The sequence below is a fragment of the Sporosarcina contaminans genome, assembly GCF_042679045.1.
Classification (GTDB): Bacteria; Bacillota; Bacilli; order Bacillales_A; family Planococcaceae; genus Sporosarcina; species Sporosarcina contaminans.
The window spans coordinates 1-20,623 of the sequence record NZ_JBHTLT010000013.1 but is presented as its reverse complement, the minus strand read 5'-3'; the positions used below and the strand labels follow the sequence as shown (position 1 = coordinate 20,623).

The 20,623-nt window shown below is 41.7% G+C and carries 18 protein-coding genes; all 18 read right to left on the bottom strand.

The features are described 5' to 3' along the window. Nucleotides 1-40 precede the first annotated feature (40 nt). The 18 genes from ACFQ38_RS01845 to ACFQ38_RS01760 all read right to left on the bottom strand — a co-directional run bounded on the left by ACFQ38_RS01845 (nucleotide 41) and on the right by ACFQ38_RS01760 (nucleotide 20,364). Nucleotides 41-997: a PhoH family protein gene (locus tag ACFQ38_RS01845; protein ID WP_381479637.1), complete on the bottom strand. Its 957-nt coding sequence runs from the start codon at nucleotides 995-997 to the stop codon at nucleotides 41-43. Between the two features lie 6 nt (nucleotides 998-1,003). Beyond that, nucleotides 1,004-2,089, bottom strand: a complete 1,086-nt coding sequence (locus tag ACFQ38_RS01840; protein WP_381479636.1) for a sporulation protein YqfD — start codon at nucleotides 2,087-2,089, stop codon at nucleotides 1,004-1,006. Next, complete coding sequence (locus ACFQ38_RS01835) at nucleotides 2,082-2,333, bottom strand: hypothetical protein (RefSeq protein ID WP_336822610.1); 252 nt, start codon at nucleotides 2,331-2,333, stop codon at nucleotides 2,082-2,084. Before ACFQ38_RS01835 ends, ACFQ38_RS01840 begins: the two co-directional genes overlap by 8 nt. Nucleotides 2,334-2,381: 48 nt before the next feature. Then, a complete protein-coding gene (locus tag ACFQ38_RS01830) occupies nucleotides 2,382-2,897 on the bottom strand; it encodes a hypothetical protein (protein WP_381479635.1) in 516 nt (171 codons plus the stop codon). Between the two features lie 37 nt (nucleotides 2,898-2,934). After that, nucleotides 2,935-3,939: a flotillin-like protein FloA gene (gene floA, locus ACFQ38_RS01825; RefSeq protein WP_336822609.1), complete on the bottom strand. Its 1,005-nt coding sequence runs from the start codon at nucleotides 3,937-3,939 to the stop codon at nucleotides 2,935-2,937. A 14-nt stretch (nucleotides 3,940-3,953) separates the two neighbouring features. Further along, nucleotides 3,954-5,234, bottom strand: a complete 1,281-nt coding sequence (locus ACFQ38_RS01820) for an NfeD family protein (RefSeq protein ID WP_336822682.1) — start codon at nucleotides 5,232-5,234, stop codon at nucleotides 3,954-3,956. A gap of 238 nt (nucleotides 5,235-5,472) precedes the next feature. Beyond that, on the bottom strand, nucleotides 5,473-5,646 hold the full coding sequence (rpsU, locus tag ACFQ38_RS01815; RefSeq protein WP_336822608.1) for a 30S ribosomal protein S21: 174 nt from the start codon (nucleotides 5,644-5,646) through the stop codon (nucleotides 5,473-5,475). 183 nt (nucleotides 5,647-5,829) lie between these two features. Then, on the bottom strand, nucleotides 5,830-6,501 hold the full coding sequence (gene deoC, locus ACFQ38_RS01810) for a deoxyribose-phosphate aldolase (RefSeq protein WP_336822607.1): 672 nt from the start codon (nucleotides 6,499-6,501) through the stop codon (nucleotides 5,830-5,832). Between the two features lie 333 nt (nucleotides 6,502-6,834). Next, nucleotides 6,835-8,175, bottom strand: coding sequence for a tRNA (N(6)-L-threonylcarbamoyladenosine(37)-C(2))-methylthiotransferase MtaB (gene mtaB, locus ACFQ38_RS01805; protein WP_381479634.1), 1,341 nt, complete (start codon nucleotides 8,173-8,175; stop codon nucleotides 6,835-6,837). 16 nt (nucleotides 8,176-8,191) lie between these two features. After that, on the bottom strand, nucleotides 8,192-8,932 hold the full coding sequence (locus ACFQ38_RS01800; protein ID WP_336822605.1) for a 16S rRNA (uracil(1498)-N(3))-methyltransferase: 741 nt from the start codon (nucleotides 8,930-8,932) through the stop codon (nucleotides 8,192-8,194). Between the two features lie 3 nt (nucleotides 8,933-8,935). Then, nucleotides 8,936-9,880 (bottom strand): 50S ribosomal protein L11 methyltransferase, encoded by a 945-nt coding sequence (gene prmA / locus ACFQ38_RS01795; protein ID WP_336822604.1) that lies wholly within the window; start codon nucleotides 9,878-9,880, stop codon nucleotides 8,936-8,938. A gap of 15 nt (nucleotides 9,881-9,895) precedes the next feature. After that, a complete protein-coding gene (gene dnaJ / locus ACFQ38_RS01790; RefSeq protein ID WP_336822603.1) occupies nucleotides 9,896-11,029 on the bottom strand; it encodes a molecular chaperone DnaJ in 1,134 nt (377 codons plus the stop codon). 220 nt (nucleotides 11,030-11,249) lie between these two features. Then, on the bottom strand, nucleotides 11,250-13,079 hold the full coding sequence (gene dnaK, locus ACFQ38_RS01785) for a molecular chaperone DnaK (RefSeq protein ID WP_336822602.1): 1,830 nt from the start codon (nucleotides 13,077-13,079) through the stop codon (nucleotides 11,250-11,252). Between the two features lie 45 nt (nucleotides 13,080-13,124). After that, the gene (grpE, locus tag ACFQ38_RS01780) at nucleotides 13,125-13,724 is read right to left on the bottom strand and encodes a nucleotide exchange factor GrpE (protein WP_336822681.1); all 600 of its coding nucleotides are present in this window, start codon (nucleotides 13,722-13,724) and stop codon (nucleotides 13,125-13,127) included. 11 nt (nucleotides 13,725-13,735) lie between these two features. Continuing rightward, on the bottom strand, nucleotides 13,736-14,788 hold the full coding sequence (hrcA, locus tag ACFQ38_RS01775; RefSeq protein WP_336822601.1) for a heat-inducible transcriptional repressor HrcA: 1,053 nt from the start codon (nucleotides 14,786-14,788) through the stop codon (nucleotides 13,736-13,738). A gap of 95 nt (nucleotides 14,789-14,883) precedes the next feature. Further along, entirely contained in the window at nucleotides 14,884-16,017 is a 1,134-nt protein-coding gene (gene hemW, locus ACFQ38_RS01770; protein WP_381479633.1) for a radical SAM family heme chaperone HemW, read from the bottom strand. 335 nt (nucleotides 16,018-16,352) lie between these two features. Further along, nucleotides 16,353-18,176, bottom strand: coding sequence for a translation elongation factor 4 (lepA, locus tag ACFQ38_RS01765; protein ID WP_336822599.1), 1,824 nt, complete (start codon nucleotides 18,174-18,176; stop codon nucleotides 16,353-16,355). A 187-nt stretch (nucleotides 18,177-18,363) separates the two neighbouring features. After that, nucleotides 18,364-20,364 carry a methyl-accepting chemotaxis protein gene (locus tag ACFQ38_RS01760; RefSeq protein WP_381479632.1) on the bottom strand — a complete coding sequence of 667 codons (2,001 nt, stop codon included), beginning with the start codon at nucleotides 20,362-20,364 and terminating at the stop codon, nucleotides 18,364-18,366. Nucleotides 20,365-20,623 lie beyond the last annotated feature (259 nt).

Genomic DNA, 20,623 nt, shown 5'->3' with positions numbered 1-20,623 from the left:
ATCTCTGTCATGCCTTGCCATTATGTAAAAAGCAGCCATTTCATGACTGCTCGCTTTCGTACGCTTCGATGATTTTAGCAACGATTGGGTGACGGACGACATCGCCTTGTTCTAAATATTGAAAATGTATGTCCGAAACTTTTTTTAAGATGGATTCCGAAGCAAGAAGTCCAGAATCGACACCTCTTGGCAAATCGATTTGTGTCCGGTCGCCGGTAATGACCATTTTCGATCCGAATCCCAATCGGGTTAAGAACATCTTCATTTGTGCTTTCGTCGTATTTTGCGCTTCGTCAAGAATGACAAATGCATCATCCAACGTACGCCCTCTCATATAAGCCAATGGCGCAATTTCAATAACCCCTCGCTCTATAAGCCTTTCCGTCTGCTCAACGCCTAAAACGTCATGTAAACCGTCGTAAAGCGGGCGTAAGTAAGGATCTACCTTCTCTTTCAAATCCCCCGGTAGAAAACCTAAGCTTTCTCCGGCTTCAACTGCTGGTCTCGTCAAGATAATTCTCTTGACAGAGCCGGTTTTCATTGCTTGAACTGCCAATACAACTGCTAAATATGTTTTTCCCGTCCCTGCAGGTCCGATGCAAAACACGAGATCCTTTTTCCGGATTGCTTGGACGTATTCCCGCTGACCGATCGTTTTAGCTCGGATTACTTTCCCTTTTGCAGTCCTTGCAATTTCCTCATCATACAATTCAGCAAAGTATTCCAACGTACCGCTTTTCACCATTTCCAATGCGGTAGAAATATCGCGTAAATTGATATTAATTCCTTTACGGATTACTTTCAGCAATTGTTCCAATAAAAACTTGCCTGCAATGATGTTCTGTTCTTCACCAGCCAATGAAATTGTGTCGCCTCTTGTTAAAATCGATATATTTAAGTTTTCCTCAATCAATTTCATGTTTTGATCAGAAATGCCAAGAAGCATGACCGCTTCATTTGGTTCTTCAATATGAAGTTGAATTAGTTGTTCACTCAATAGTTTTCAGTCTCCTTGGGATATCGGTCTTTTCGTAGCGATGTTATCATTCATTAAAAACAATATAGTCCCAATAACTGTATCATTTTCAAACGCTAACTGTAAAATGTTTTCATCTTTTATTTTAAGATTCGACTCTGTTTCTGACAAAATTTTGTATTTTATGAGTGGTAATATAACGGTCTCCTCCATTCCCTCTGTCAACTCCAACAGTTGGATACGGTCTTCTCGATTATGTTCGAAAGTAATAAATTTTTGAAACGCAATCCCGCCATTTTTCGATTGAATAATCGGCGATTGCCACTTCAGTTCGACAGTTTCTTCACCTAATGTATGATATTCGATCGTCTTAGGCATTTGAAAACTATATTCTGCCCAGTAATCCGCATATACTGAACCTTCCGCTCCGACTAACGCTTTTTTATTCCCTTGCTCAAGTATGCCTGAAGCAAGGAGATCACCTTTCTTGACCGTTTGGTGGACTCTGGCGACTCGTTCGCCGCTTTTCAGTTGAAAGCCTGTTATAACGCCACCTGTCCTTGCAATTAAGTCGGATGGAGGACCGTCCTTTTCGATTTTCTCATTTAACTTAGGCGAGAGCATCGGAATCACTGTCAACGTGCCACCCGACCGTTTAAACCTAACCCATGAAAGGGCTGGGTCGTCACTCATGAGCAACTGGCGAATCTCTCCTTCATTTGGCAAGCGTTTTAAGAGCTGTAATGGCATAATATTCGCTTTTTCAAATTTCGTTTCAATGCGATCCGCAACTTCCGGCGAATCCGTTTCAATTTCAATTTTCCATAAAAACAAAGATGCTACCAATGGAATGAGACAAGCAATTAAAAAACGGAAAGACGAAAAGATACGCTTCTCTACAGATTCTGTATCCAGATGCTCTATTCTCATTTTTAAACGGTAACGGCGTCTATGGCGACGGATGAACATCATCCCTTTCCGATCCGTCTGAAAGCGAATCATCCCGCCATCTTCCGTTATATAAGATAGTTTTACTCCTTCTGAAGATAGAAAACTAATAAAGCGGGAAAGGTCCGTCTTACCTTTTAAAGTAATTCTAAACCGTTCACGCATAATGGGCACCACGCTTCACTTCATTAATCGTAAAATTTCGTAGAACCTCAAATGAAAGTATAGCTACTTCCTCGGAAAGTGTCTCAATAATGAGTTCATCCCCTAATACTTCAAGAATATAATCCCCGCTTCTGATCACTGCGTAGTCGGGGCCTATTTTCTCTAATGAATACGGACCAGTTATATGGACAGAAACATATTCATCGATTGTAACGGATGAGCCCATTTTAAAAAGTTTTCTCATGACAAAACCCCCTATTCATACCTTATGATTCGAATAGGGGGTCAATGCTTATTGTTTTGATTTTGGAGGTCCTAAGATTTCTGAGAAGATGATGCCTTTAATGAGGTCTTCCTCGTTTTTAGGTATCATTTCATGATGCTCAACCGGCGGCGACCATACTTGTTTTCCCTGATGAGCAGATAGCCTCCCTTGATGGGGCTCAACGGATGTTTTATCTCTTGTTGTAGCCAGATCAAGTTTGTCCTTAACTTTCACAACTGGTGCAGTCTCCCGTTTAGGAGAAACTGTTACCTTCGGTTGTGATGCCGGCTTAGCAGGTGCAGGAGCCGATTTTGGCGTCTGTCTGCTTGGAGGCTCTTCGTCGTCCGGCAATTGAAACTCCCGCTCGATTTCCTCAAACAATTCTTTAGACATTTCCTTCAGCTTCCGCATCGGATCTGGCGTGGCAGGCTGATCAGGTCGTGTCATTGCCGGTTTTCTTTCTTTTGTGCTCGGCTGTTCTTTCTTCTTGCCGAAAATCGCACTAATAATACCGATGATCGCTAAAATGATCAACTGCTCCATTTGCGCATCCCCTTTCCGGGAATCAGCAGCTTATGCGTTACTCTTTAGGCTTAGGATTTTGATCTCCGCCAATTTTGCTAATCGAGTCACGCATGCCTGTATCCGCTTGAATATTTTTGTAGTTCATGTAATCCATAATGCCAATATTTCCTGTACGCAACGCTTCTGCCATAGCAAGCGGAACTTCCGCTTCCGAACCGACAACCTTCGCTCTCATTTCCTGAACTTTCGCTTTCATTTCTTGCTCGTTCGCAACGGCCATTGCACGTCTTTCTTCCGCTTTCGCTTGAGCAATGTTCTTATCTGCCATCGCCTGCTCTGTTTGAAGCTCAGCACCAATATTTTTACCGATATCAACGTCTGCGATGTCGATCGACAGAATTTCAAATGCTGTTCCGGAATCAAGTCCTTTCGCTAAAACAGTTTGAGAAATCAAATCCGGATTTTCTAAAACTTTCGCATGGTCGACAGATGCACCGATAGTTGAAATGATCCCTTCGCCTACACGTGCAATAACCGTTTCCTCACCAGCACCACCAACGAGACGATCGATATTTGCCCGTACAGTAATACGCGCTTTTGCTTTTACTTCAATACCGTTAAGTGCGACACCAGCAATAAATGGTGTTTCAATTACTTTTGGGTTAACGGACATTTGAACTGCTTCCAATACGTCACGGCCAGCAAGGTCAATTGCTGCTGCACGCTCAAACGATAATTCAATATTCGCACGATGTGCTGCAATTAAAGCATTGACAACACGGTCTACGTTACCGCCAGCAAGATAGTGGCTTTCCAATTGGTTAATTGAAACATTCAACCCCGCTTTATGCGCCTTAATTAATGGATTGACGACCCTGCTCGGAATTACCCTTCTTAAACGCATACCAATTAACGTGAAAATGCTGATTCGTACACCTGCAGCCATTGCAGAAATCCACAATGCAACCGGAACAAACCGGAAAAACACTGCCAATACGATAATGATGAGAGCAATAAGTATACCTATCATTACTCCACCACCTGTTATTGCTTCTAACATAATTCATCCGCCCCCTATTCCTGAGTTTCCCTTACAACTATACGGGAACCTTCAACTTTTACAATCATAACATGTTTACCTCTATCAACATAACTTCCTTCGGACACTACATCAATCCGCTCGCCATCCAATTCAACTGTCCCGGAAGGACGTAGAGGTGTAATGGTAGTAGCCTTTTTACCTAATAGTTCCAATCTGTTCTCATTGGAAACATAACCGCTTTCCGTATCCGTTGCGTCCATTAATACCATTTTGTTTAGCAGATGCAGACGTTTGCCGAAAAACTTCATAATGATCACCATCCCACTGACGGCTACAGCTATCGCGATCAACACGGAATACGCCATATACATCGGATTGCCGCCCGCCATAATAATGCTTCCAACAACGGCAAGCGCACCTAAAGCTCCAGCTATTCCGCCTGCCACAAAAAACTCCAACACGATGAGTCCTACCCCTACTAAGAAGACGATTAAGGTTTCATAGCCCGCAAATCCAGCTATGAGATGGCCGAAGAAAAACAATAGCAATGCGACAATTCCCATCGTTCCCGGTACGCCGAACCCTGGTGAATAAAGTTCCAATACGAGGCCGAGACCAGCAATCGATAGCAAAATTGGAACGACGACGGGATTGGTTATAAACCTTGCTAAGCCTTCGGAAAATGATACTTCGGTTGAAACGACTTCTGCATTTTCCATACCAATTTTCATCAGCAAATCATTAAATGTTCGAACTGTCCCTTCACTATAGCCGACCTCTTCTGCTTCTTTTGCAGTGAGTGTGAGCAGTTCACCTTTTGGGGCTCGATATTCCTTCATATCAATCTTAGGTTCTGCCATTGCAATTGCGTAATCAGGGTTTCTGTCAGATGATTCTGCAGCACTCTTCATATGAGCAACCCAAGCACTATGCGCTTTGACATCAGCTGCCTTGCCGGACCCTTCAATCACTTGGGAAGCTCCGATTGTTCCGCTAGGCGTCATATAAATTTGATCAGCATGCAATGCGATAAATGCTCCTGCCGATAATGCTTTGTCGTTAATGAAAGCTATGATTTCCATCTTATCTTTGTTCTCTTCCATCAGTTTTGCAATTTCGCCAGCAGCATCCGTAAAGCCTCCGGGTGTATCAATTTGAAGGATAAGTGTTTTCGCCCCTGCTTCTTCGGCTTCTGTAAAGGATCGTTGCAAAAATGCAAACAAGCCTTTTTCAACTTCACCCTTTATCGGCACACGATAGACTTTATCCACATTTGCATCTACTGATGAGAACGGTATTATGAAAACAAACATCAGTGACAATAACAACAGGAATGTACCAATTTTCTTCTGCACTTTCGGTTCACCTCACTTACATAAGAACAGTATACCTTCTTTACGTAACAAACTACTAATTGGTTTCATTTTTACAAAGCAAATAATTGATCTTGCTGAAAATAATCTTTTAGTACATAATAAATAAACCGAAAAATCCAAAGGACTTTTCGGTTTATATAAATTACAATCTAAATTTTAAAGAATCGATTTTAAATTAGAATTTACGCTTACGAGCAGCTTCGGATTTCTTTTTCCGTTTGACACTCGGTTTTTCGTAATACTCACGCTTTCTTACCTCTTGTATTGTACCGCTTTTCGATACAGTACGTTTGAAGCGGCGAAGAGCATCTTCAAGCGATTCATTTTTGCGAACGACGGTTTTCGTCATATCTCTTGTCCCTCCCTCCGAACACACTTCGACACAAGGCAAATGTCCTTGTACTAAAAAATTATATCGCACAATGACAATGCGGTCAATAAAAAACTTTCAAAATATCTCATTAAGATAGGCGGAGGGGAAAATCTTGGTTCATCACTATTTCAGTTGGATTTTCAACACTTACATCTCCACTTAATAATCTGAATCTGATTGGAGGCCTTGCATAATTTGCACGCCCGAGCTTGCACCAATTCTTGTCGCGCCTGCATCGATCATGTTCTTCATATCTTCAAAGTTGCGTACACCACCTGAAGCTTTAACGCCCATTTCTGGGCCAACAACAGCTCGCATTAATTTTACATCTTCAATAGTAGCTCCTCCGGAAGCAAACCCAGTAGATGTTTTAACAAAATCAGCGCCTGCAATTCTAGAAAGCTCACAAGCTTTCCGTTTTTCATTGTCATTTAACAATGCAGTTTCGATAATTACTTTTACGATTGCTTTACCCTTCGCTGCTTTGACGACAGCTTCAATATCCTGTTGCACTATCTCATCATCCCCGCTTTTTAAAGCGCCAATGTTAATGACCATATCTATTTCTTGTGCACCGTTTTCAATTGCATCTTTCGTTTCAAAAGCTTTTACTTCCGGTGTATTGGCCCCTAAAGGAAAACCGATAACCGTACATACTTTTACATCCGATCCTTTTAATTGCTCTGCTGCATTTTTTACCCAAGTTGGATTCACGCAAACTGAAGCGAAGGAATATTTTTTTGCTTCTTCGCATAATGCGATGATTTGGTCTTTTGTTGCTTCCGGTTTCAATAATGTATGATCAATGTATACTGCATAATTTGTATTCAATCGAATACCTCCTCCATGATGTACGTACCTCTCTAATCATAACAAAGAAAGGTATGACCTGCCTACTATTTTACATTTTAGGCAACCGATGAAAAACGCCCGCCTTATGGTCAGGCAGACGGGGGTTGATGACAAACTCTCCTATTCATCTTTGAAGCAGGATGCAGCTCAATGCACAATTAAGCGGCTAACCACGTGGCAACTGTTTACTAACCAAGATCGGCAAATCCTCTTCTTTTATAATCCCTGTATAAAAAGATTGTAGACAAAGCAATTAGATACTTTGTCTACAATGTGCATCCACCTAGCGTATAGGTGGATATTTCCATTCAATTATGACAACGCTTTTTCTTCTTCAATGACACGGACAAACTGCCCTTCATTGTAAGGATATCCCGCTTTCACTATTTTCACTTTGACAATTTTTCCGACCATTGATTCATCTGCCGGGAAAACGACTTTTAAATAGTTATCAGTATACCCTTCGTACAATCCACTCTCCGAATCCAGTTTATATTTCTCTTCTGGAATCACTTCAAGCACTTCATCCTCAAAATCAGCTGCATATTCTTTCGCCAATTGATCATTCAATTCAAGCAGTCTATGCACTCTTTCATTTTTTACTTCCTCATCGATTTGGTCTTCCATTCTTGCGGCTGGCGTACCTGTCCGTTTAGAATACGGGAAGACATGCAATTCAGAAAAGCGGTGATCGCGGATGAAATTGTATGTATCCATAAATTCCTCTTCCGTCTCTCCAGGGAACCCGACGATAACATCCGATGTTATTGCCAATTGCGGCAATGCTTCACGAAGGCGATCTAAACGCTCCGCGAAAAATTCCATCGTATACTTCCTTCTCATTCGTTTCAATACAGTATTAGAACCAGATTGAATTGGAATATGCAAATGACGAACAATCTTGGAAGAGTTGCGCAGTACATCAATTACTTCATCAGTCAGCTGGCTCGCTTCGATTGAACTGATTCGAAGGCGTTTCAATCCTGTCACTTTCGTTTCAAGATCGCGCAACAGACGCGCTAAATTATAATCTTTCAAATCTTCCCCATATCCACCTGTATGGATGCCTGTTAATACAATTTCAAGATAACCAGCATCGACAAGCTGCTGCGCTTGGCGGATTACCTCTTCAGGATCGCGCGAACGCATTAGCCCACGTGCCCAAGGGATGATGCAAAATGTACAGAAATTATTGCAGCCTTCCTGAATTTTTAAGGAAGCGCGAGTGCGGTCTGTAAACGCAGGAACATCCAATTCCTCATACACTCTGTTTTTCATAATGTTACGCACCGCGTTAATTGGCTGGCGTTCTGTTCGGTATTCATCGATCAAACCTAATAGCTTCGTACGATCTTGCGTCCCAACAACGATATCAACGCCAGGAATCGCCATAATTTCAGCAGGAGATGTTTGAGCATAACAACCCGTTACACAAATGACCGCGTCTGGATTTTGGCGAACTGCACGCCGGATCACTTGACGACTTTTTTTGTCTCCCGTATTTGTTACTGTACACGTATTAATGACGTAAACGTCAGCTTGTTTTTCAAAATCGGTACGATCATAGCCAGCTTCTCTGAAAAGCTGCCAAATCGCTTCCGTTTCATAATGATTCACTTTGCAGCCTAATGTATGGAAAGCTACAGAAGACATCAGCTGCTCACCTCTTTCATTCGAATTCATATGACATTGCGGACAATAGATAAAATGGAGCGGTTTCTGCTCGCAATATGCGCGGTCCTAAAGAAACCGATTGAAAGCCTGCTAATCGCAAAGCTTCCGCTTCTTTTCTCGATATTCCGCCCTCTGGTCCAAAGACAACCATTACCGATTGTTTATGATACACGTTTTTCAATCGGTCTGCAATCTTGTTCGGTTCATCACTTTTTGCATCCTCTTCATCTGCAAATAATAGGACATCGAAATTTCTTGCATGCAGCAATAACTCTTGAAATGATACTGGAGAAGCGATTTCAGGGATAATGGTTCGATGGCATTGCTCTGCTGCCTCTTTTGCAATTTTGCGTAACCGTTCTGTTTTCTTATTGCCCTTTTTAGCATCCCATTTTACAATTGAACGCTCAGCTTCGAAAGGGATAAGCGCAGCCATACCTAATTCTGTTCCTTTTTGGACAATTAAATCCAATTTATCGCCTTTCGGCAAGCCGCATGCAATCGTGACTTGAACAGGCATCTCATTCGAATGGAGCGGTCCTTCCACTTGCTTAACTAGAACGCCCTCATCCGTCATTTCAGTTATCTCTGAAATATAGCCTTCTCCTGAAAATACAGCTACTACATGATCGCCAACGCTCATGCGCATCACTTTTGCTATATGCTTGCTATCTTCACCATCGATTAAAGCATTTCCTGCAACATCAAATGGCGTGCTTAGAAAATACCGTTGCAAGCCTTACACACTCCCTTTGCGGGCGATAATGGCTACCCAATCTTCCATCAATACCGTTTCAATAATTTCAAACCCTTTATCAATCAAGTCTGCTCGAACTTCATCGCGTTTTTGTGAAATAATGCCTGAAGTAATGAACAGCCCTTGCTCAGGTAAAGTGTCATACGCGTCTTTAGTAAATGTCATTATAACTTCAGCCAATATGTTGGCAACAATTATATTAGCCTCGCCATCAACCGAGTCAAGTAAATTGCCATGCATTACATCTACGATATTGTTTACTTTATTTAATGAAATATTCTCCCTGGCGGCAGTAACTGCGACCTCATCCAAATCAAGTGCTTGCACTCTTTTTGCGCCTAATAGAGCTGCTCCGATAGCAAGAACGCCTGAGCCGGTACCGACGTCAATAACAGAGTCTCCTTGTTTTACATACTTTTCAAGAGCTTGCAAGCATAGGACAGTTGTCGGGTGTGTGCCTGTTCCAAATGCCATTCCAGGGTCCAACTCGATGATCAATTCATCTGTTTCAACCGGCACATACTGTTCCCAAGTCGGAACGATCGTAAACCGTTCCGAAATTTTTACCGGATGATAATATTGCTTCCATGCAGTCGCCCAATCTTCTTCATCCACTTCACTCGTCTGAATAAGATTTTTACCAATATCCAAACCGAAATCATTCAAATTTTTTACAGACTCTCTTATTTCACGCATCGTTTCTATCAAAAAGCTATTGACAGGTAAGTAAGCTTTAACAATGACCCCTTCAGTCGGAAAATCTTCTTTTTTCAATTCGTAAATCTCACCAAAACGGTCTTCATGGATGCGATCTGGCTCATTAGAATCTTCTATAATGACTCCGCTTGCGCCTGCCTCATGCAAAATATTTGCAACTGCTTCTGTCGCTTCATGTGTTGTGTGGATGGAAATTTCGGACCACTTCAACTTCGTTCATCCCTTTCAATCGCCTTTTATCGTACGTTTGATTTTATCAAAAAGAGAACTTGAATACTCGTCTGGTGAATTTCCATTGATGGAAGCAAATTCTCGCAATAATTCTTTCTGTTTTTCTGTCATTTTTTTCGGTGTAACGACTTTTACAATAACATGCTGGTCACCCACTCCATGACCATGTACGTTTTTAACTCCTTTACCACGCAAACGGAAGTTTGTTCCAGTTTGTGTTCCAGCAGGTATTTTCAATTTGACATTGCCGTAAATAGTCGGTACTTCGATTTCATCTCCTAAAGCCAATTGTGGGAAAGTGATTGGCAGTTCAAGAAAAATATCATCTTCTTCACGAATGAACTTCTCATGCTGTTTCACCCTGAAGACGATATATAAATCACCTGCCGGGCCGCCGTTCACTCCTGCTTCTCCTTGTCCGGAAACACGTAACCGTTGACCGTCATCAACTCCCGCAGGAATTGTCACTTTAATTTTCTTGCGTTTTGTCACTCTACCAGAACCGTGACAAGTTCCACATTTTTCTGGGATGATTTTGCCTGTTCCTTGACATGTAGGACATGTTCTACGATTCACCATTTGGCCTAATGGCGTATTTTGGGTAATGGAAATTTGCCCACTGCCGCCACACTGTGTACATGTATTAACCGGCGTTCCTTTTTTCGCTCCTGTACCATGGCAAGTATCACATTCTTCCTCACGAGGGACTTCGATTTCCGTCTCTTTTCCGAAAACTGCATCCATAAAATCAATTGTCATGGAGTACTGCAGATCGTTCCCTTTTTGCGGCGCATTCGGATCACGTCTCCGAGTACTGCCTCCTCCGAAAAATGTACTGAAGATGTCTTCAAAGCCGAATCCATCTCCACCGCCGCCACCGAAGCCGCCAAATCCTCCGAAGCCTCCGTTTGGATCAGCGTGGCCATATTGGTCATAATTCGCGCGTTTTGAGTCATCGCTTAATGTTTCAAATGCTTCTGTCACTTCCTTGAACTTTTCCTCAGCACCAGCTTCTTTGTTCAAGTCAGGATGATATTGTTTAGATAACTTTCTATATGCTTTCCGAATTTCCTCTTTAGTTGCTGTTTTCGGTACGCCTAATACCTCATAATAATCTCTCTTACTCATCATTCCACGCTCCCATGCTTCTTTGAACTGCTCTTATTGCTATATCATAGACAGATCGGCTGTCATTTGGAACTTAAAAAGCCGGGGTTGCAACTTGCCGACTGTCCATCCGTTCAGATATACACTGCATCGATTCATTGTAACATGCCGGCGACAAAGGAAAAAGTCAAAGCCGGAATATTCGACTTTGACTTTTCCGTCAATCCGTTATTGATTTTATTTAGTTTTTCTTGTCGTCAACCTCTTCAAAATCAGCATCCACTACACCGTCGTCTTGGGACTGGTCAGCTGAAGCATCGCCCTCAGCTTGCGCTTGTGCTGCAGCTTGTTCGTAAAGTTTTACTGAAAGCTGTTGGACTAACTCTTCCAACTTTTGTTTCTTCGCTTTCATATCTTCTAAGTTGCCTGCTTCAACCGCAGCCTTTAGCTCATCTTTTGCTTCTTCAACGTTTTTAACTTCTTCTTCAGAAACTTTGCCTTCCAAGTCTTTCAATGTTTTCTCGGCCATGAAGACAAGTTGATCTGCATCATTTTTCAAATCTGCTTCTTCTTTGCGCTTTTTATCTTCTTCAGCGTTCGCTTCAGCGTCCTTCACCATGCGCTCGATTTCATCATCGGATAGGCCTGAGCTTGATTGGATCGTAATGTTTTGCTCTTTTTGTGTTCCAAGGTCCTTCGCTTTTACTGTAACAATACCATTTTTATCGATATCGAAAGTAACTTCGATTTGAGGAACCCCGCGTGGTGCAGGCGGAATATCTGTCAATTGGAAACGGCCCAATGTTTTATTGTCAGCGGCCATTGGACGTTCACCTTGCAATACATGAATATCTACTGCAGGCTGGTTATCAGCAGCTGTAGAGAATACTTGGGACTTGCTTGTAGGGATCGTCGTGTTGCGTTCGATCAGCTTCGTAAATACGCCGCCCATCGTCTCGATTCCTAAAGATAAAGGAGTTACGTCAAGCAATACAACGTCCTTAACATCACCGCGGATAATTGACCCTTGAACAGCCGCACCCATCGCTACAACTTCGTCAGGGTTAACGCCCTTGAATGGCTCCTTGTTCGTTTCTTTCTTAATTGCTTCCTGAACAGCAGGAATACGTGTAGAACCACCTACGAGAATGACACGGTCAATATCGGAAGGTGAAAGGCCTGCGTCTTTCATAGCTTGGCGTGTAGGCACCATTGAACGCTCTACTAAATGAGCAGTCAATTCGTCGAATTTCGCACGTGATAGCGTCATTTCAAGGTGCAAAGGACCTGCTTCTCCTGCTGTAATGAACGGCAAGGAAATTTGAGTCGACGTTACGCCAGAAAGATCTTTTTTCGCCTTTTCAGCTGCATCTTTTAAACGCTGCATCGCCATTTTATCTTTTGACAAATCAATGCCGTTTTCTTTGCGGAACTCTTGTACAAGATGCTCGATGATTACTTCATCGAAATCATCGCCGCCTAATTTATTGTCACCTGCAGTTGCACGCACTTGGAATACACCATCGCCCAGCTCAAGAATGGAAACGTCAAACGTACCGCCACCGAGGTCGTATACTAAAATTGTTTCATCGTCCTCAGTTTTATCTAAGCCGTATGCTAACGCAGCAGCTGTGGGCTCGTTTATAATTCGTTCTACTTCAAGTCCTGCAATTGTACCAGCATCTTTTGTCGCTTGTCGTTGTGCATCGTTGAAATAAGCAGGAACGGTGATAACTGCTTTCGTCACCTTTTCGCCTAAGTAGTCTTCCGCATATCCTTTCATATATTGAAGGATCATAGCGGAAACTTCTTGTGGTGTATATTCTTTATCTTCCACTTTCACTTTATAATCGGAACCCATATGTCTCTTCACTGACATAATTGTGTTCGGATTTGTAATTGATTGGCGTTTAGCGACTTCACCAACTTGACGTTCACCGTTTTTGAAAGCGACAACAGATGGTGTTGTCCGGTTCCCTTCCGGGTTTGGAATAACCTTTGCTTCTCCGCCTTCATAAACAGCTACCACTGAGTTTGTTGTTCCTAAGTCAATACCAATAATTTTGCTCATGTAACTTCCTCCTAAATAAATGCGTCATTCATAACCAAACATTTTTCATTCATTCACTTTGACCATAGATGGTCGAAGAACTCTATCTTTCAGCATATACCCTTTTTGCATTTCCTCAAGCACGATGCCGGAATCTTTATCGGGATCGTTATCTGTCATGACCGCCTGATGGAAATTGGGATCGAACTCTTTACCAATCGCTTCGATTTCAACGAGTCCTTCCGCTTTAAGGGAATCGACTAAGTTGCGGTAAATCATCTCGATACCTGTCAACATCGACTGTGCTTCTTCTGTTTTTGTTTCAAGCGAAAGTGCACGCTCAAAATTATCTAATACAGGCAGCAAGCTTGTCATAACACTTTGAGCCTTGTATTTATGCAATGCTTCCTTATCAAGATTCGTTCTTCTTTTGAAGTTTTCGAAGTCTGCCAACACTCGAAGAAGTTTGTTCTCTTCCTCTTGCAGCTTTTCTTCTAACTCCTGAATCAGGGCATCTTTTTCATCGATTTGTTCTTCGGTTGCATCAGATTGCTCCGCTTGTGCCGATTCATTTTCTGTTTCATTTGCCGCTTGTTCACTAGCAGCATTTTGTTGTTCTTCTTCAATCGCCCCTTCTTCGCGGGCCTTTTCTTCAGCTTGTTTCATTTCTTCAGTCACTACTCTTTCCTCCTGTCCGCCCCTCCACCGATTGTCATCTTGGATAAGGCACTCGATAAATCCTCGCTAAGGATGTCAAGCAGCGTGATGACCCTGCCGTAATCCATCCGTTTTGGTCCAACGATTGCAATAGAGCCTGACGTATGATCTCCGACAGAGTAGTTAGCGGTGATAACACTGCAGTCTTCCATAGCAATATGCTTGTTTTCCGATCCAATTCGAACATGGATCCCTTTTGAATCGTCCTGGAAGAACGTCAAAGCAGGTGCGTCATTTTCAATTAGATCAAAAAACTTTTTCATTTTTTGGAGGTCATTGAATTCGGGCTGCTTCATCATGTTCAATTTGCCGCCAAAATAAATTCTTTCCTCTGGCTTAATTGTCATAGCTTGTTGGAAAGAAGCGAACAAATCTCCAGCATGTTGTATATGTCGATCAAAAATAGCTTTTGTCACATGTGCAAGCTTATTTTGAAGCTGGTTCAGCGAAGTCCCAACAAGACTTTCGTTTAAAATATTCACCATCTTCTCGACATCACTAGCTTTTAAACCACTCGGGACATCGAAGACCCGACTTTCGACATGGCCGTTATCTGTCACGATGAGCGCAACAGCTTTTGTTTCATCTAAAGGGATGATCGAAAAACGTTTCACCGAATGAGTCGACATATCTGGACCTAATAATATGGATGTATAATTCGTTAATTCCGAAATGATTTTCGCGGAATTCCGAATCAATTCTTCCGTTTCAACTACCTGATCCTGAAAAATCGATTTCAATTGCAAACTGTCTTCCAATTTCAATTTGTCGGGCGTCAACAGGTGATCTACATAGAAACGGTAGCCTTTTTCAGATGGCACCCTGCCGGATGAAGTATGGGTCTTTTCCAAGTAGCCCAACTCTTCCAAATCCGCCATATCATTGCGGATCGTCGCCGGACTGTAAGGAGCCTCCGGTTTTTTTGATAACTGTCTTGATCCGACAGGTTGAGCGGATTCGATGAAATCGTTAACCGTCAGTTGCAAAATAAGCAATTGTCTGTTTGTCAACATAATCATCACTCCTGTTAGCACTCTATAATTGCGAGTGCTAATGCTACTCATAATTTATCAAATCCCCTGAGATGTGTCAATGAATTGACTCACGTTTACAATAGGAAACGTTGAAATACTTCATTGCCCCTAAATATCCCTTTTCGAGTCAACTGGACACGATCATCCTTTACTTGAATCAACCCCTTTTCGACAAGTTCATCCAATTGCTCGCCATACACCTCTTTTAATGGGGTAGTAAATTTACGTTCGAATTCCGAAAAGGTTACACCTTTCAATTTCCTAAGTCCTAAAAACATTTCTTCTTCCATCTGTTCTTTCTGCGATACTGTATGAATATTGAAAAGTGGACGATTTCCATTGTCGGTTTGCTCCATATATTTTTTCAGCGGACCAATATTCGCATATCGCTCCCCTTTCAAATAGCCATGGGCTCCTGCCCCTACGCCGGCATATTCATCATTATCCCAATAAATTAGATTATGTACCGATTCATATTCCGGTACTGAGAAATTACTAATCTCATATTGTTTTTTGCCTGCTCTTTCCATTTGTTCCATCAGTATTGCAAACATTTCCGCTTCTGCATCTTCCCCAGGCAACGGTAGTTTCCCTTTGTTCATTAAGTTATAAAATACAGTTTTCGGTTCAATGATAAGCGAATACCCTGAGTAATGGGGCAAGTCAAGTGAAAGTGCTTCATCCAATGTATCCTTCCATTGCCCGATCGTTTGGTTCGGTAAACCATATATAAGATCGATACTAATATTTTCAAAGCCGATGCGCCTTGCTTCATCGATAACTCGTTTCGGGTCATTCGCCCCATGCGTCCTTCCGATCTGTTTCAGTAATTCTTCATCGAATGATTGGACGCCAATGCTCAATCGACTCACTCCGCCATTTTTTAATACCGCTAATTTGTCTTCAGTAAGTTCATCTGGATTAGCTTCCGTCGAAAACTCACGAAGCTTTTTATAATCTACAAATGCATTAATAATTTCTAAAAGCCGATCCAATTGTTTTTCAGACAATGAAGTTGGAGTGCCTCCGCCAAGGAACACTGTTTCTATATTGCTAAAAGAATGCCCTTCATTTTGTAAAATAGATAGTTCATGTCCGATCGACTCAATGTATTCATCTACAGGTTGATTTTTAAAAAACACTTTATTGAAATCACAATAATGACAAATTTGATGACAGAAAGGAATATGGATATACATGCCTCTCATTCGCCCTGCTCCTTTCTTGACGGCATCGACGATTAGCGTCGATTCCCCGCATTACAATACCCAAATATGATACCTTATCAATGTTTGCGGTACAAATGATACCCTCCATCCAATCACATTTTATTCCCCTCTACTTCATAAAATCTGACAAAAACGGATAAATGCTTACCTTATGCGCATAATCTTCGAAACGCACACATAAAAAGTTCCAAAGCCGCATAACTCCTTTTTAACGCGCAGAAGTCGAATAAAAAGCGCATAGACATCCAGTTTGCCTATAAAAACACAAAAGCGATTTCCTATTCAAAGACAAATAGGAAATCGCCATTTTATATTTAATCTTCATCCATTTTCAAAACAGCCATGAAAGCTTCTTGCGGCACTTCAACTGATCCAACTTGCTTCATGCGTTTTTTACCTTCTTTTTGTTTTTCCAATAGTTTACGTTTCCGGGAAATGTCTCCGCCGTAACATTTTGCAAGTACGTTTTTACCGATTGATTTAATTGTGGAACGGGCGACAATTTTCTGTCCGATTGCCGCTTGAACAGGCACTTCGAACTGCTGCCTTGGAATTAATGATTTCAATTTCTCAACAATCGCTTTTCCGCGCTCATAACTGAAGTCACGGTGAACAATAAAGCTTAACGCATCGACTTGCTCTCCGTTGAGGAGAATATCCATCTTCACTAGTTTGGATTGTTTGTAGCCGATTAACTCGTAGTCAAGCGACGCATAACCTTTCGTGCTTGATTTCAATTGATCGAAAAAGTCGAAAACAATTTCAGCTAAAGGCAATTCATAAATAATATTCACCCGTGAATTATCCAAGTAATCCATCGTGATGAAATTACCACGCTTATGCTGGCATAATTCCATAACAGATCCAACATAATCATTCGGCACCATTATGGACGCCTTGACATATGGTTCTTCAACGTAATCGACTTTTTGTGCATCTGGCATCATTGACGGATTGTCTACTTTTAACTCAGTGCCATCCGTCATCACTACATTATATATAACGCTTGGTGCCGTAGTGATTAAATCAATTTTGAACTCCCGCTCGATACGTTCTTGAATAATTTCCATATGGAGAAGACCTAAGAAACCACAACGGTAACCGAAGCCCAACGCTTGTGAAGTTTCCGCTTCGTATTCCAATGCAGAATCGTTTAACTCCAATTTTTCGAGCGCTTCACGCAAGTCAACATATTTCGATGAATCGATTGGATATAGTCCACAGAAAACCATCGGATTCATGCGTCGGTAACCAGGTAACGGCTCGCTCGCAGGTTTTTTAGCATTTGTAATCGTATCACCGACGCGTGTATCGGCGACATTTTTAATAGCTGCCGATAAAAAGCCTACATCCCCGACTGTCAGTTCATCACGATATGATATATTCGGTGTAAAAACACCCGTCTCAATTACTTCGAATTCTTTTCCAGTAGCCATCATGCGAATCGTATCGCCCGGTTTGACTGAACCTTCCATTATACGGATGTTGACGATTACGCCTTTATATTGGTCATAATGGGAATCAAAGATTAACGCCTGCAAAGGTGCTTCTGGGTCTCCTTGAGGGGCAGGCACTTTTTCAACGATCTGCTCTAAAATTTCTTCAATGCCAATGCCGGCCTTTGCAGATGCATGGACCGCCTCTGAGGCATCCAACCCAATCACATCTTCAATTTCTTGCTTTACACGATCTGGATCTGCTGCTGGCAAATCAATTTTATTGATGACCGGCAAAATTTCAAGATCATTGTCCAATGCTAAGTATACATTTGCCAATGTTTGAGCCTCAATGCCTTGTGCCGCATCGACTACTAAAATCGCGCCTTCACATGCGGCAAGGCTGCGGGACACTTCGTATGTGAAGTCGACATGCCCTGGTGTGTCGATAAGATGGAAAATATATTCCTCTCCATTTTTCGCCGTATAGGTCAGTTGCACAGCGTTCAGTTTTATCGTAATGCCGCGTTCGCGCTCCAAATCCATAGAATCCAATGTTTGTGATTTCAATTCGCGCGAGCTGACTGTTTCTGTCTTTTCCAAAATCCGATCGGCCAAAGTCGATTTACCATGGTCGATATGCGCGATGATGGAGAAGTTTCTAATATTTTTTTGACGTGCTAATTTCTCATCAAGATTCATCTGTCAGTTCACTCCTATTTCAGCTATTTGCATTATAGCAAATAACTCAGGAACATGTTACAAAATCTTATGTCGCTATGCTATTTTATTGTAAAAATACATCATTTACGGCATGCCGGACACTCTTATCTAAAAAAAGCAAGTGGAGAAACAGATAGCATTCTCCACTCACTAATTACACTTTATGCTAAATTTTAAATTGGCTAATTGCTTTTTGCAATTCATCACTTAGACTTGTCAACGTGTCCGCTGCTTCTGAAACCTCGCGTATCGCTCGAAGTTGCTCGTCCGTGGAGGCGCTAATTTCCTCACTCGCTGCAGCTGTCTCTTCGGCAGTCGATGACATCGTTTCAATCGTTTCAAGAACCTTTTCCTTACGTTCGACGACTCGATTAATCTCATCAAAAACACTACTAATTGATTGTTCAAGCCTCTCCATTAAGTTAGACATATCGCCAAATGTCCGTTGAGTATCCAACACAACTTGTTCCTGTGCATGAAAAGTTTCACCTGTCTCTTTCATTTGCTGCGTCACTTGTCTTGAGCCTTGTTGAAGTTCTTGGACAGTCATTTTCACTTCCTCTGTCGCAAGGGTAGATTGCTCAGCAAGCTTTCTTACTTCCTCTGCTACTACCGCAAAACCTTTTCCATGCTCACCTGCCCGCGCAGCTTCAATACTTGCATTTAGAGCAAGTAGATTCGTTTGTGCTGAAATAGTAGTGATCGTTTCCATCACAACTCCAATCGCGCCTACTTTTGACTCAAGCTGTTCAATGACTTCTGCCATCGATTGTAAATTCGTTTTCCAATTATTAAATGATACTTGTAGTTCATCCACTCGCTTGCTTCCTTCATTATTCGCTTCGTTAGCCTCAAACGCAATGGATGTCATCAATCTTGCTTTCTCTTGTATACCATTAATTTGATCATTTAATTGATTGACGGTTTCGACTGCAAATTCAGTATCATGGGCCGATTTTGTCGCCCCAGATGCAATGTCATCAATTGCTCCAGCCATCTGCTCGCTAACGGCAGTTGTCTCCTCCGCAGATGCGCTCAGTCCCTCTGCAGATAAGCGTACCTCACTGACAGACCGATTTACGACTGAAACAATTTCTCTAACCTTCGCTATCATCATATTAAAGTTTTCCGCTAACTTACCTAATTCATCTTTTGTAGCACCTTCGACAGAGGCATGCAAATCTCCTTCCGCCACTCGGTTTATAGTTCTGCGGATTACGGATAGAGGGCTAATAATTTTTGAAATGATAACCCATAATACAGCCACTGCCACTATTTCTGTTATGATGAAGATGGCTATAATGATCAGTTTCATTTGGCTTGTTGATTTAGCGATAGCATTTTGCTTGAATGCAGCGCCTACCGTCCACCCCAAATGAGGAATTTCACTATGGACACTAATCATCTTTTCTTTGTTTTCGATATACCGTCCAACGCCTTTTTGGTTTTCAGTGCTAAACAGTGTTGTCATATAGGAAAAATCCTTCATCTCTTCTTCCTGAACAATTAAGGGATGTACGATCGCTCCACCGTTGCTATCAAATAAAAATGGATATCCTTCGAAACCGAAGTCACTTTCTGACACGCTTTTCGTAATATTGCCTAAACTGATATCTACACCAACTACTCCAACAACCGAACGATTATGAGCAACAGCTTTCGATGCAGTAATGACATAACCACCTGTAGCTGCGTCGACATAAGGGTCCGACCAAACTACTTTATCGGGTTGTTCACTTGCACCTATGTACCAAACTCGACTAGTCGGGTCAAAATTAGGGATTTCAACGTGTGGCACAAATTTAATATTTTTATTCTGAAAACCAAAATACATTAGATCTGCTTCCGGCAATTGCTCCATATAATTTTCGAAGGCTTGTTCAATATTCCGATTGAGCAACTCCTCTTCCTCGACATTTCCATTCTGAGTTTCTATGAATTCTAATACTGCCGGGTTTTTTGTAATTAATTGCAAAGCTTTTTCGTACTGCAACATGAAATTTTCAATGCTGCGCCCCATTTCATCGACGGCAACTTGGCTTTGATCCAAAATGACATTTTCTGAATGCTTGAGCACTTGATTCGTAACAATTACATAAATGACTCCTAAAGAAATTAAAAATAATAAAGATACACTTACAATAATTTTTGCTTTAATCGATTTCATGCTCCAGCCCCCAATACGTGTTTTTTCTTTATATTCAATCCATTCCGACTTTCTTCACTCCATTATAGGCGAATAGTCCGCAACAATAAAGCTACTATTCACTAAATGTACATATTTTAGAAATTTAACTCATACATATTGCCTAATAAACATGAAAAGGGGCTGTCCAGAAAGTCAGTGAAAACTGATTTTCTGTGATAGTCCCTTTCTGGTTGGAGAATAAATGGGGAACCCCTGACAACCGTCGCTTTCCGTTCCA